Origin of the sequence: Streptomyces naganishii JCM 4654 (assembly GCF_014650575.1) — a bacterium.
Taxonomy (GTDB): Bacteria; Actinomycetota; Actinomycetes; order Streptomycetales; family Streptomycetaceae; genus Streptomyces; species Streptomyces naganishii.
Genome location: NZ_BMVF01000003.1, coordinates 403,634 through 416,143, shown reverse-complemented (window position 1 = coordinate 416,143; position 12,510 = coordinate 403,634). Strand labels below are relative to the sequence as shown.

Annotated in this window: 10 protein-coding genes; 6 read left to right on the top strand and 4 right to left on the bottom strand. The window is 75.3% G+C overall.

Going from position 1 to position 12,510, the window contains the following annotated elements; all coding sequences use genetic code 11:
• Positions 1-20: 20 nt before the first annotated feature.
• Positions 21-1,037 (bottom strand): NAD(P)/FAD-dependent oxidoreductase, encoded by a 1,017-nt coding sequence (locus IE217_RS07230; protein WP_190176879.1) that lies wholly within the window; start codon positions 1,035-1,037, stop codon positions 21-23.
• 78 nt (positions 1,038-1,115) lie between these two features.
• Between IE217_RS07230 and IE217_RS07225 the strand changes: the two genes are divergently transcribed.
• The 5 genes from IE217_RS07225 (at position 1,116) to IE217_RS07205 (ending at position 5,364) form a co-directional block, all read left to right on the top strand.
• A complete protein-coding gene (locus tag IE217_RS07225; RefSeq protein WP_190176878.1) occupies positions 1,116-1,700 on the top strand; it encodes a helix-turn-helix domain-containing protein in 585 nt (194 codons plus the stop codon).
• Between the two features lie 96 nt (positions 1,701-1,796).
• Positions 1,797-2,774: an NADPH:quinone oxidoreductase family protein gene (locus IE217_RS07220; RefSeq protein WP_190176877.1), complete on the top strand. Its 978-nt coding sequence runs from the start codon at positions 1,797-1,799 to the stop codon at positions 2,772-2,774.
• Positions 2,771-3,964, top strand: coding sequence for an acyl-CoA dehydrogenase family protein (locus tag IE217_RS07215; RefSeq protein ID WP_190176876.1), 1,194 nt, complete (start codon positions 2,771-2,773; stop codon positions 3,962-3,964). Before IE217_RS07220 ends, IE217_RS07215 begins: the two co-directional genes overlap by 4 nt.
• A complete protein-coding gene (locus IE217_RS07210; protein ID WP_190176875.1) occupies positions 3,961-5,034 on the top strand; it encodes an acyl-CoA dehydrogenase family protein in 1,074 nt (357 codons plus the stop codon). Before IE217_RS07215 ends, IE217_RS07210 begins: the two co-directional genes overlap by 4 nt.
• A 135-nt stretch (positions 5,035-5,169) precedes the next feature.
• Complete coding sequence (locus IE217_RS07205) at positions 5,170-5,364, top strand: hypothetical protein (RefSeq protein ID WP_190176874.1); 195 nt, start codon at positions 5,170-5,172, stop codon at positions 5,362-5,364.
• Positions 5,365-5,464: 100 nt separating this feature from the next.
• Here IE217_RS07205 and IE217_RS07200 read toward each other — a convergent pair whose 3' ends face one another.
• The 3 genes from IE217_RS07200 to IE217_RS07190 form a co-directional block, all read right to left on the bottom strand.
• On the bottom strand, positions 5,465-6,700 hold the full coding sequence (locus IE217_RS07200) for a phosphodiester glycosidase family protein (RefSeq protein ID WP_190176873.1): 1,236 nt from the start codon (positions 6,698-6,700) through the stop codon (positions 5,465-5,467).
• Between the two features lie 75 nt (positions 6,701-6,775).
• Positions 6,776-7,135, bottom strand: a complete 360-nt coding sequence (locus IE217_RS07195) for a DUF779 domain-containing protein (protein ID WP_190176872.1) — start codon at positions 7,133-7,135, stop codon at positions 6,776-6,778.
• Between the two features lie 135 nt (positions 7,136-7,270).
• Positions 7,271-9,352 carry a SpoIIE family protein phosphatase gene (locus IE217_RS07190; RefSeq protein ID WP_190176871.1) on the bottom strand — a complete coding sequence of 694 codons (2,082 nt, stop codon included), beginning with the start codon at positions 9,350-9,352 and terminating at the stop codon, positions 7,271-7,273.
• A 460-nt stretch (positions 9,353-9,812) separates the two neighbouring features.
• Here IE217_RS07190 and IE217_RS07185 point away from each other — a divergent pair, with 460 nt between their 5' ends.
• Positions 9,813-12,503 (top strand): winged helix-turn-helix domain-containing protein, encoded by a 2,691-nt coding sequence (locus tag IE217_RS07185; protein WP_229865081.1) that lies wholly within the window; start codon positions 9,813-9,815, stop codon positions 12,501-12,503.
• Positions 12,504-12,510: the final 7 nt, after the last annotated feature.

Below are 12,510 nucleotides of genomic sequence, written 5' to 3'. Positions count from 1 at the left end.
GTGCACCGCGGGGCGCGGCGCTACACCTGCGCGGGGCTGCGCGTGACGTCCCGCGCGGGCCCGGCGGCCGCGACGGCGGAGTCGAGGTCGGTGAACAGCAGCTCGCCGTTGATCGCCGCGCCCGCCCGGTACCCGCGGCTCGCCGCGTTGATCACCTGCTCGGCGAAGCCGCTCGCGTTCCCGGCCGCCCACAGCCCGGGGACGCTGGTCAGACCCCGCTCGTCGACGACCGGGTAGGCGCCGAACGGGGTCTGGTCCAGCTCGGCGCCCAGCTGCTCCAGCAGGCCGGTGTTCGGCACCGCGCGCGGGGCCACGAACAGCGCCTCGCGTGTGTGCACCGTGCCGTCCGCGAGGCGTACGCCGGTCAGCCGGTCCTCCTCGACGACGACCGCGGCCACCTCCCCGGGCACCACGTGGACCCCGGCCGCGGCCAGCCTGCGCAGGTCGCCCTCGGACAGCAGCTCCTCGGCCACCTCGTGCAGGAAGAGGGTGACGTCCTTGGACCACTGGGTCACCATCAGCGCCTGGTGGACGCTCATCGGCGTGGTGGCCAGCACGCCGAAGGCCTGGTCGCGCACCTCCCAGCCGTGGCAGTAGGGGCAGTGCAGCACGTCCCGGCCGAAGCGCCCGGCGAGCCCCGCGACCGGTGGGAGCTCGTCCCTCAGACCGGTGGCGACGACCAGGTGGCGGGCGTGGACCGTGCGCCCGCCCGCCAGGGTCACGTCGAACTCCCCGCGCGCGTCCCGCTCGGCCCGCACCGCCCGGTCGCGGACCAGCTCCACCCCGTACCGGGCGATCTCCTCCCGGCCGGCGGCGAGCAGTTCGGCGGGCGGCACGCCGTCGCGGGAGAGGAAGCCCTGTACGTGCGCGGCGGGCGCGTTGCGCGGCTCGCCCGCGTCGACGACCAGGGTGCGCCGCCGCGCCCGGCCGAGGACCAGGGCCGCGGACAGCCCGGCCGCGCCGCCCCCGGCGACGACCACCTCGTACGCGTCCTCGCGCCCGCTCCCGTAGGCGTCCTTGATGTCCTTCTCGGTCATGGATGACCACCTCCGGAGCCGACGGTCGCCCGTGTTCGCCGGATTGACAAACGTCTTTGCCGAACCTGCAATGTCGGCATGACGACGGACGACGTACTCGCGGGTGTGGGGCCGAGGCTGCGCAGGATCCGCAAGGAGCGCGAGGTCACCCTCGCCGCCCTCTCGGAGAAGACCGGAATCTCGGTCAGCACCCTGTCCCGGCTGGAGTCCGGCCTGCGCAAGCCCAGCCTCGAACTGCTGCTGCCCATCGCGCAGGCCCACCGGGTGCCCCTCGACGAACTGGTCGGCGCCCCGCCGGTGGACGACCCGCGGGTGCGGGCCGAGCCGATCGTGCGCGGCGGCCGCACCCACTGGCCGCTGACCCGGCAGCCGGGCGGCCTCCAGGCGTTCAAGGTGCTCGAACCGCGGCGCAGGCAGGAGCCGGACCCGCGCACCCATGAGGGGTACGAGTGGCTGTACGTGCTCTCGGGCAGGCTGCGGATCGTCCTGGGCGAGCACGACGTGGTGCTCTCGGCCGGTGAGGCGGCGGAGTTCGACACGCGGGTTCCGCACTGGTTCGGGTCGACGGGGGAGGGGCCGGTGGAGTTCCTGAGCCTGTTCGGGCCGCAGGGCGAGCGGATGCACGTACGGGCGCGGCCGTCGCGGCGCGCGAAGGGCGACTGAGGCCGGGTGTTCCCCGCCGGGTGTTCCCCTGACGGCAAGCGACCGCTTAGTATGCCGGGGACCGGTCAGACGACGGCCATCCCGTGGAGGCGGCGCATGCAGGCATGGCGAGTGCACGAGAACGGCGAGCCGAGCGAGGTGATGCGGCTGGAGGAGACCGAGCCGCCCGCGCCCGGTGACGGCCAGGTGCTGCTGAAGGTGCGGGCCGCCAACATCAACTTCCCGGACGCGCTGCTGTGCCGCGGCCAGTACCAGGTCCGGCCGCCGCTGCCGTTCACCCCCGGCGTGGAGATCTGCGGCGAGACGCCGGACGGGCGCCGGGTGATCGCCAACCCCGCGCTGCCGTACGGCGGTTTCGCCGAGTACGCCGTCGCCGACGCCGCGGCAGTGCTGCCCGCGCCGGACGCCCTGGACGACGCGGAGGCGGCCGCCCTGCACATCGGCTACCAGACCGGCTGGTTCGGCCTGCACCGCCGGGCGCACCTCCAGGCCGGCGAGACCCTGCTCGTGCACGCCGCCGCAGGAGGCGTGGGCAGCGCGGCCGTGCAGCTCGGCAAGGCGGCCGGCGCCACCGTGATCGGCGTCGTCGGCGGTGCCGGCAAGGCCGCCGTGGCCCGCGAGCTCGGCTGCGACGCCGTGATCGACCGGCACACCGAGGACGTCGTCGCCGCCGTCAAGGAGGCCACCGGCGGCCGGGGCGCCGATGTGATCTACGACCCCGTGGGCGGCCAGGCCTACGCCCAGTCGGCCAAGACGGTCGCCTTCGAGGGCCGGATCGTCGTCGTCGGCTTCGCGAGCGGCACCATCCCGAGCCCCGCCCTCAACCACGCCCTGGTGAAGAACTACTCGATCCTCGGCCTGCACTGGGGCCTGTACAACACCAAGAACCCCAAGCTCGTCCAGCACTGCCACGAACAGCTCACCGAGCTCGCCGCCCGGGGCGCGATCAGGCCGCTGGTGAGCGAGCGGGTGCCGCTGAGCGGAGCCGCCGGCGCCGTCCAGCGGGTCGCCGACGGGGTCACCACCGGCCGTGTCGCCCTGGTGCCCGCACTGGAGAACGGAGCCGCCGCATGACCGGCACTTCCCTCGACGCGGCCGGACTGCGCGGCCGCACACGCGAGTTGCTGGCCGCCCACCCGCCCGCGGACACCGATCGCCTCGCCTTCCTCCAGGCCCGCTTCGACGCCGGGCTCGCCTGGGTGCACTACCCCGAGGGGCTCGGCGGACTCGGCGCCCCGCGCTCCCTCCAGGCCGTCGTCGACGCCGAACTGGAGGCGGCGGGCGCCCCCGACAACGACCCGCGCCGCATCGGCATCGGCCTCGGCATGGCCGCCCCGACCATCCTGCGCTACGGCACCGAGGAGCAGAAGCGGCGCTTCCTCAGGCCCCTGTGGACCGGCGAGGAGGTCTGGTGCCAGCTGTTCAGCGAGCCCGGCGCCGGCTCCGACCTCGCCGCGCTGGGCACCCGCGCCGTCCGGGAGGGCGACGAGTGGGTCGTCAACGGGCAGAAGGTGTGGACCTCCAGCGCCCACCTCGCCCGCTGGGCCATCCTCATCGCCCGCACCGACCCGGACGTGCCCAAGCACGCGGGCATCACGTACTTCCTGTGCGACATGACCGACCCCGGCGTCGAGGTGCGGCCGCTGCGCCAGATCACCGGCGAGGCCGAGTTCAACGAGGTCTTCCTGACCGACGTGCGCATCCCCGACTCCCGGCGCCTGGGGGAGATCGGCGACGGCTGGCGGGTCGCGCAGACCACGCTCAACAACGAACGCGTCGCCATCGGCGGCATGCGCCTGCCGCGCGAGGGCGGAATGATCGGCCCGGTCTCGAAGACCTGGCGCGAACGGCCCGAGCTGCGCACCCACGACCTGCACCAGCGGCTGCTGAAGCTGTGGGTGGAGGCCGAGGTCTCCCGCCTCGCCGCCGAGCGCCTGCGCCAGCAGCTCGTCGCCGGACAGCCCGGCCCCGAGGGTGCCGGCATGAAGCTCGCCTTCGCCCGGCTCAACCAGGAGATCAGCGGACTGGAGGTCGAACTGCGCGGCGAGGAGGGCCTGTTGTACGACGACTGGACCATGCGCCGCCCGGAGCTGGTCGACTTCACCGGCCGCGACGCCGGCTACCGCTACCTGCGCTCCAAGGGCAACAGCATCGAGGGCGGGACCAGCGAGGTCCTGCTGAACATCGTCGCCGAACGCGTCCTCGGGCTGCCCGCCGAGCCGCGCACCGACAAGGACGTCGCCTGGAAGGACCTCGCCCGATGACGGATCTTCTCTACTCCGAGGAGGAAGAGGCGCTGCGCGCCGCGGTACGGGACCTGCTCACCGACCACTGCGACCCGGCGGACGTGATCGCGCGCGTCGAGTCCGGCGCCGCGCACGACCCCGCGCTGTGGAAGCCGCTCGCCGAGGGCATGGGCCTGGCCGGGCTGCTGATCCCCGAGGAACTGGGCGGCCAGGGCGCCACCCACCGGGAGGCGGCCGTCGTCCTGGAGGAGCTGGGCCGGGCCGTCGCCCCCGTTCCGTACCTCACCAGCGCCGTCGTCGCCACGGAGGCCCTGCTGGCCTGCGCGGACGAGGAGCTGCTCGGCCGGCTGGCCCCCGGACGCACCCGCGCCGCCCTCGCCGTCGGTCTGCACACCGCCCCGGACGCCGGCTTCCCCGCCGCACGGCTCGAGGACGGCGCCCTGCACGGCGAGCTGACCGGCATCGCGGACGCGGCCACCGCCGACGTCCTGCTGGTACCCGCCGACGACGGCGGCCTGTACGCGGTGACCGCCGACGCGGTGACCGTCACCGGGCAGGTGTCCCTCGACCTCACCCGGCCCCTGGCCACCGTACGACTGGACGGTGCCTCCGGCCGCCGCGTCGGGGACGCCGGACCCGCCGTGCACCGCGCCCTGCGCGCCGGGGCCGCACTGCTCGCCTCCGAGCAACTCGGCCTCGCCGACTGGACGTTGACGGAAACCGTGCGCTACCTCAGGGAGCGCAAGCAGTTCAACCGTCCGGTCGGAGGCTTCCAGGCGCTCAAGCACCGGCTCGCCCAGCTGTGGCTGGAGGTCGTCAACCTCCGCGCCGCCGCCCGGGCCGCCGCCGACGCGCTCGCCCGCGACGAGGACGCCGACGTGACGACCGCCGTCGCCCAGGCCTTCGCCTCGCCCGTCGCCGTCCACGCCGCCGAGGAGGCCCTGCAACTGCACGGCGGCATCGGCATGACGTGGGAGCACCCGGTCCACCTGTACCTGAAGCGGGCCAAGGCCGACTCGATCGCGTACGGCACGGCGGGCGCCCACCGCGAGACGCTGGCCGGGCTGGTCGACCTCCAGGCGCCCTGACCCGCCCGGCGAAGGCTCGTCCGCCGGGCCGAGAATCACACGTTCGGCGGACACGTCAGCCGCCCGGCCGAACCCTCCGCTACGCCACACTTACGGCCGAAAGCCGCGATGTGGGCGTGGCGGAGGAGGTTGACGATGGCCATTTCCATCTCTGTGGTGCTGCTGCTCGCGATCCTGGCGACCATCTTCGTGCGCAACGGAGCCCTGAAGTTCTCGCACGCCCTGGTCTGCGTCCTGCTCGGTTTCTTCCTGGCCGGCACGAGCATGGCGCCCACCATCCACGAGGGCCTGGCCGCCACCGCCCAGATCGTGAGCGGCCTGCGGCCCTGACCCGAGCGCATCGCGCCCCGGCCTTCGCGCATCGCGCCCCGGTCCGTGCGCACGGCGCCCAGGCCCGTGCGCATCGCACCCCGGCCCTCGCGCATCGCGCTCAGGATCCGGAGAAGACCCCGATCCCGTTCGCCACCGCACGTTCGGCGCCCCCGCTGGGGTGGTTCAGCACGCTCACCGCGCCCTCGCCGGGCTCCCGCGCCACCAGGGTGCTGGAGCCGCCGCCGTCCAGGTCGAAGCCCTCGGTCGCGCCCGCGTCCCGCAGCGCCGCCGCGAGTTCGGCGACCGTCAGACCGCTGCGGTACCCGGAGGCGCCGTCCAGGACCAGGAGCAGCAGCCGGTGACCGCCGCCCCCGATGCCCACCGCGGTGCGCACCGCCGACGCCGAGTCGTCCAGACCCGGCACCCGCACCCCGTGACGCAGCACGGGAAAGCCGCCGACCGCGAACGCGTACGCCGTTCCGGAGGCCGCGGTCAGCCGGTGCTCGACGCGCACCGCCTGGCCCTTCAGCAGCTTGCGCAGCTCCCGCGCCCCGGCCTCGCGGCCGAGCAGCACCGTGGTGCCGGCCGGAATGGCGCCGGCGCCGGGTCTGCCGGAGGTCGCGACGACCCGGCCGCCCCGGACCGTCACCTCGTAGGTGTCGGTGGCGCACGGCGCGCCGCGGCTGGTGTCCGTGCCGCAGGTGGCCCGCACCCGGGAGGCGCCGCCCCAGTCGGAGGTGTACGCCCCGATCGAACCCACCGGCAGCGCGTACTGGTTGAGCCCGCGCAGCTTCAGCGTGCCCCCGGGCGTGGTCACCGAACCGGCCAGGCTCAGGCGGTCCAGGCGGGCCGTGCCGTCGGCGCCCACGCCGATCACGTCCCCGGTGGTCGCGCCGGACGGCAGGGCGGGACCGAAGCGCTGCCCGCGAGGCACCGCGGCCTTGAGCGCCCGGCCGCCCGCGATCTCCGGGCCCACCGCCGAACCGGTCGCCTCGACGCCCGGGTGCTGGGCCTCGTCGATGTTGAAGAAGTCGCCGTTGACCCCTGCCACCGCGCCCCGCTCGTCGGCGAGTTGGGACACCGTGGCGCGGGCCGCCACCGCGCCCGGGTGCAACAGGTCCACCCGGACGTGCGTGTCGCTCAGGTCGACGGTGACCAGATGCGCGTGCGCGGTCCCGTGGGCGCCGTCCAGGTCGTAGTCGCGGTACTCGACGCCCGGCGCGAGCCGCTCGGCGCGCTGCGCGCCGGCCGCCGGGGCCGCCCCGGTCAGAGCGGTGCCGGCCAGCGCGCCGCAGGCCAGGAGAACCGTAAGTGCCGTCCTGAGCCGGACGGCGCGAGGTGTCGTAGTGCTCACCGTGCCCCCTGATGTCTCGTCAACTGTGCTGGGACTCAGGGGAAGTGGACCAGAGCAGGGGGTTCCGCGCGGTGTTCAGGCGCCGACGACGCGGGAACGGATGAGAAAACGCACTCCTTCGGGTGCTTCCAGGGAGAAGCCGCTGCCACGTCCGGGCACCACGTCGACGATCAGCCGGGTGTGGTTCCACACCGCGTACTGGCTGCGGGACATCCAGAACGGCACCGGGCGTTCCAGCCCCGCCACGTCCAACTCGGCGAGCAGCACGTCCGAACCCCCGGTGCGGAACTCGCCCTCGGGGTAGCACATCGGCGCGCTGCCGTCGCAGCAGCCGCCGGACTGGTGGAACATCAGCGGCCCGTGGACCGCGCCCAGCCGCCGCAGCAGCTCGGCCGCCGCCGCGGTGAGCTCGACCCGCGGGATCTCCTCGTACATCGTCGCCGCCCTTCGCCGCCGCGCCGCAAGAAGCGGGGCCAGCCAAGCACGGCGGAGGTTGCGAGGAGGTTGCGGTGCCGCGGGCGGGGGCGGCCGCCCGGGGTCAGCCGACGGCGGCCGTAAGGTGACGGAGCGTCAGGAGGCTTCGGGCAGCGCCTGTTCCGTCCAGACCGTCTTGCCCTCGGGCGTGTACCGGGTGCCCCACGTCTGGGCGAGCTGCGCGGCGATGAACAGGCCGCGGCCGCCCTCGTCGGCGACCCGTGCGTGCCGCAGGTGCGGGGCGGCCGGCCCCGCGTCCCGCACCTCGCAGGTCAGGCTGCGGTCGAGGATGACGCGGAGCTCGATGGGCGCGGCGCCGTAGCGGACGGCGTTGGTGACCAGCTCGCTGACGATCACCTGGGTGCTGTACACCGTCTCCTCGTCCACCCCCCACTCCCTGAGCTGGTCGCGGGTCCGGCGCCGGGCCTCGGCCACCGAGGCGGGTTCCGCGTCCAGCGCCCAGCAGGCCAGCCCCTCCGGGGAGAAGGGGCGGGTGCGCGCGACGATCACCGCGGCGTCGCCCGCGCCCGGACCGTCCGGCAGCGCGTACACGATCGCGTCGCACAGGTCCTGCAGCGGTCGGTCGGCGAAGTCGGGCGCGCTGCGCAGCGGCCGGGAGTTCTCCGCGAGGTACGAGGTCAGCTCCGGGTCGCTGGTGAAGACCAGCACGCTGCCCACCGGCACGCCGAACTCGACCGTGGCGAAGGGCGCGTCCCCCGCCGCGCCGAGCGACGGCCCGGCGGGGGCGTCGGGGACGGTGACGGTGCGGTCCGGGTGGACCACCACGGCCGCCAGCCGCCCGGCCGAGGCCATGACGCAGGTGCCGGTCAGCGGGTCGTGGACGGCGTAGGCGCAGTCGACGGTGAGCGCCTCCCGGCGCAGCGGATCGCCCAGCGGCAGGTTCGACCGCTCGTGGGCCAGCTCCGCCGCCGTGTCGTGCAGCCGCGCGAGCAACTCGTCGGGCGCGAGGTCGAAGGCGGACAGGGACCGTACGACCGTGCGCAGCTGGCCCATCGTGGCCGCGGCGTTCAGGCCCCGCCCGGAGACGTTGCCGACCACCAGCGCGGTCCGGGCGCTGGACAGCGCCACCGTGTCGTACCAGGCGCCCGGATCGTCGCCGGTCACCGACAGGTACGCCGTCTCCAGCGAGGCGTGGGTCTCCGGCCGGCGGGGCAGCAGCTGACGCTGGACGATCGCGGCGATGGAGTGCTCGCGGATGTAGCGCCGGGCGTTGTCGACGCACACGGCCGCGTGGGCGGCCAGCTCCACCGCGAGCTGCCGGTCGCCCCGGTCGAACGGCGGCGAGTCCTCCGTGCGGTACATGCTGATCAGACCCAGTGCCGAGTCGCGCAGCGCCAGCGGCACCACGAGCAGCGTGTGGGCGCGTGCGGAGTGCATCGCCGCCGTGCGCGCTGGATCGGCGTGCATCCAGTCCTGCCCCGGTTCCAGCGGGACGACGCGGGGCCGCAGGTCGGTCAGCGCCTGGGTGAAGGGCGTACGACCCGGCACCTGGCGCACCTCTCCCACCGCATGAGCCAGGGGCGCGTGCGCCGGTCCGCCGCGGAAGGCGGTGCGCATCAACGGCGTCCCCGGCGGCAGCGGAGCCAACGGGGGTTCGTCGCCCCGGATCACCGCGTCCACCACCTCCACGATCGCGATGTCGGCGAACTCGGGGACCACCGCGCCGACGAACTCCTCCCCGGTCACAGCCGGGTCCAGGGTCCGCCCCATCTGCCGCCGCACCGCGTCCAGCACCTCGGCGCGCACCCGGGCCAGCTGGCGCTCCGTGACGTCGATCGCGGTCACCGCGAGGCCCAGCACCTCGTGGCTGGGGCTCTCCAGACGCAGGGCGGTGATCTCGAAGTGGCGGTCCTGCGACGGGTCCTTCATGAGGCGCACCCGGACGACCCGCTCCCACAGGGGGCGGCCCGTCCGCACCACCTCCCGCAGCAGCGCCTCCACCTCCGTATCCGCGACGACGGGGTACACGTCGCGCATCGGGCGCCCGATCATCTCGTCCGCGCGCACGCCGTCCAGGGCGGCCGTGGCGGTGTTCAGCCGCACCACCCGCAAATCGGTGTCCAGCAGATGCAGCCCGATCGGTGAACTGGTGAACAGCGCCTCCAGCATGGACGCCCACGTCTCGTCCACCTGCCGGCCGGGATCGCCGTGCGCCACATCGACCTCCTCGCAGCCCCGCCGTCGCGCCGCTGCGGCGCACGGCCTGCCGGCGCCCGCGCACCCGGGGGCGCGTTTACCAGCGTGCGCCGCCCCCGGGCGCACCGCACGCGCAGGGCGCACGGCACGCGCTGGACGCACCGCATGCGCAGGGGGCACGCGCACGACGTACCGCGTGCGCGGGGCGCACGGCGTGCGCGAGGCCGTCGGCGGGCGCGGTGTGGTCGGCGGGCGCGGTGCGGTGCGGTCGGCGGGCGCGGTGCGGTGCGGTGTGGTCGGTGGGCGCGGTGCGGTTCGCGCGGGCGGAGTACCCCGGGCGGGTTCCGTACGGCCTCGCCCGTGGACCACCGGTCCCCTTCCGCGACGCGCGTGCTCACCCGAAGACTGAGATCCTGGCGGGGGAGCGCTGCCCATGACGTGACGGACAGTGGTGGTGAGCGCAGTGTCCGAACCAAGTGCTGTGTCCGGCCCCGGTAGCGCCGGACCGGGTAAGGCCCGGGACGTCGACCCGCTCGGCGACCCGTTCCTGCGGACCCGCCTCGCGGTACCGGCGCGGCCGACCACCTTCCTGCGCCGGGACCGCCTCGCCGGCCACCTCGACCAGGCGCTCGGCACACCGCTGACGATGGTCAACGGCGGCGCCGGCGCCGGCAAGACCGTGCTCGTCGCGGACTGGGCGGACCGGCTGGAGCGGCCGGTGGCCTGGCTCACCGCGGACGCGTCCGACCAGGCGCCCGGGGTCTTCTGGGCGTATCTGCTCCAGGCCCTGCGCGCCTGCGGAGTGCGGGAGGCGGAGCAGGCCGGTCACCCGGCCGACCCCGTGTCGGTGGACCACACCCTGCTGGCCCGGCTCGCCGCCGCGCTCAACGCACGGGAGGAACCCGTGATCGTCGTCGTGGACGACTACGACCGTGTGAGCGCGCCGGAGATCACCGAGCAGCTCGGATTCGTCCTCCAGCACGCCGGACCCGGCATGTGCCTGATCCTCGTCACCCGCACCGAACCCCTGCTGCCCCTGCACCGCTACCGCGCCGAGGGCACGCTCACCGAGATCCGCGAGGCGGAGCTGGCCTTCACCTGCGAGGAGGCCGCGACGCTGCTCGAACTGCACGGCCTGCGGCTGGCCCGGGACGCCGCCCGCGCCCTGGTGGAGCGCACCCGGGGCTGGGCGGCGGGCCTCAGGCTCAGCGCCCTGGCGGCGCAGCAGAGCAGCGACCCCGAGAACTACCTCAAGGAGTTCGAGGCCGGGCAGAGCACCATCGCGGACTTCCTGCTCGCCGAGGTGCTCAAGCGGCAGCCGGCCGCGACGCAGGACCTGCTGCTGCGCGTCAGCGTCCTCGACCGGTTCTGCCCCGACCTCGCCAACGCCCTCGCGGGTCGTCAGGACGCCGGGCCGATCCTGGCCGGGCTGCACCGGGCCAACGCGTTCGTCGAACACCTCGGTCACTCCTGGTACCGCCTGCATCCCCTCTTCTCGGAGATCCTCGCGGCCCATCTGCGGGTGCGCCTGCCCGGCCTGGAGGCCGAACTGCACCGCAGGGCCGCCGCCTGGCTGCGCTCCTGCGGACCGCTGCCCGAGACCCTGGCCCACGGCGCCGCCGCGGGCGACTGGGAGTTCACCGCCCGCGCCCTCGTCGACGACCTCGCCATCGGGCAGTTCTTCACGGGCCCGCGCACCGGGGTCCGTACGCAACCGCGCTCCGCCGACCTCGGCGAGCTGTTCTCCCGCATGGCGCCCGACGCCGGGGGCCCCGAGGCCCGCCTCGTCCGCGCCGCGCGCGCCCTGACCGACCACGACGTGGACCGCGCCCGCACCCAGCTGCGGCACGCCCGCCAGGAACTGGACGCGGACCGGCCCCGCAGGGTCGCTGCCCGGCTCAGCTGCGCGTTGCTCGAAGTCCTCGCGGCCGGGCTGACCGGCGCGCCCGGCCGCGCCGAGCACGCGGCCCAGACGGTGTGGGAGCTCCAGCAGGAGATCCCGCCCGAACTCCTGGACCGCCATCCCGAACTCGCCGCCCTGCTCCAGACCCACCTGGGTTCGGCCAGGCTCTGGGCGGGCCGCTTCGACGACGCCCGGGCCGCCCTGCGCACCGCCGCGGCCGGCTCCGGCGGCGCCTCGACGGCGGTGCCCCGCGAGGAGTCCCTGAGCCGCCTGGCGCTCATGGACTACCTCGACGGCTGGCCCGGCCGCGCCGAGCGCGGGGCCCTGGCCGCCCTCACCGACGCCGAACGGTTCAGCCTGTCCGAACCGGCCGGCCCGGCCCTCGGCCACCTGGTCCTCGCCGCGGTTGCCGTCGACCGCGACGAACTGGACGAGGCCCAGACCCTGCTGGACCGGGCCACGGCCGCGCAGCCCGAACCGCCGGACCCGGTCGCCGCGGCCGGGCTCGTCATCGCCCGCGCCCGCCTCCAGCTGGCCCGCGGCCAGGTCAAGGCGGCCCTGCGCACCGCCGAGTCGGCCGTCCCCGCCGCCGTCGCCTCGCCGTGGGCGGAGGGCCACACGGCGCTCGTCGTCTCCGCCGCCCACCTGGCCGAGGGCGCCCCCGAGACGGCCGCCAAGGTGCTGCGGGACGCGGCCGAACAGGGCGGCGCGTGCGCGGTCGGAGCCGCCAGGGCACAGCTCGCCGCCGGGAACGCCGAAGCGGCGCTCGACCTGCTCGCGGACCTGCCCGCCGCGGAGTCCAGCGGTCCCGCGGTGACGGTCCGGGCCGCCCTCGTGCGGGCCCAGGCCGCCGCCCGGGCCGGGGACGAGGCCACCGCGCGCCGGCTCGCCGCCCAGGCGCTCGCCGACGCCCGCCGCGAACGGCTGCGGCGCCCCGTCCTCGAGGCCGGCCCCTGGCTTCGCCGGCTCCTCGGCGCGGACCCTCTCGCCGGACCGTACGGGCACCGGAACGCCGCGCCCCGCGCACCGGGCGCCGCGCGGACGCCGGGCGGGGAGCAGCCGGCCCCTCTGGTCGTCGAGGAGCTGAGCGGCCGCGAGCAGGACGTGCTCCAGCGGCTCGCGCTCATGCTGTCCACCGAGGAGATCGCCGCCGACCTCTTCGTGTCGGTGAACACGGTCAAGACGCACCTCAAGAGCGTCTACCGCAAACTCGGCGTCAACCGCCGGGGCGAGGCGGTCCGCCGCGCCCGCGACCTCGGCCTCCTGTGAACCGGCC

Excerpts from the sequence above, each read along its gene's own strand:
- IE217_RS07205 (WP_190176874.1), top strand. The coding sequence starts at position 5,170 with ATGGCCATTTCCATCTCTGTGGTGCTGCTGCTCGCGATCCTGGCGACC.
- IE217_RS07230 (WP_190176879.1), bottom strand. The coding sequence starts at position 1,037 with ATGACCGAGAAGGACATCAAGGACGCCTACGGGAGCGGGCGCGAGGAC.
- IE217_RS07195 (WP_190176872.1), bottom strand. The coding sequence starts at position 7,135 with ATGTACGAGGAGATCCCGCGGGTCGAGCTCACCGCGGCGGCGGCCGAG.
- IE217_RS07210 (WP_190176875.1), top strand. The coding sequence starts at position 3,961 with ATGACGGATCTTCTCTACTCCGAGGAGGAAGAGGCGCTGCGCGCCGCG.
- IE217_RS07215 (WP_190176876.1), top strand. The coding sequence starts at position 2,771 with ATGACCGGCACTTCCCTCGACGCGGCCGGACTGCGCGGCCGCACACGC.
- IE217_RS07225 (WP_190176878.1), top strand. The coding sequence starts at position 1,116 with ATGACGACGGACGACGTACTCGCGGGTGTGGGGCCGAGGCTGCGCAGG.
- IE217_RS07220 (WP_190176877.1), top strand. The coding sequence starts at position 1,797 with ATGCAGGCATGGCGAGTGCACGAGAACGGCGAGCCGAGCGAGGTGATG.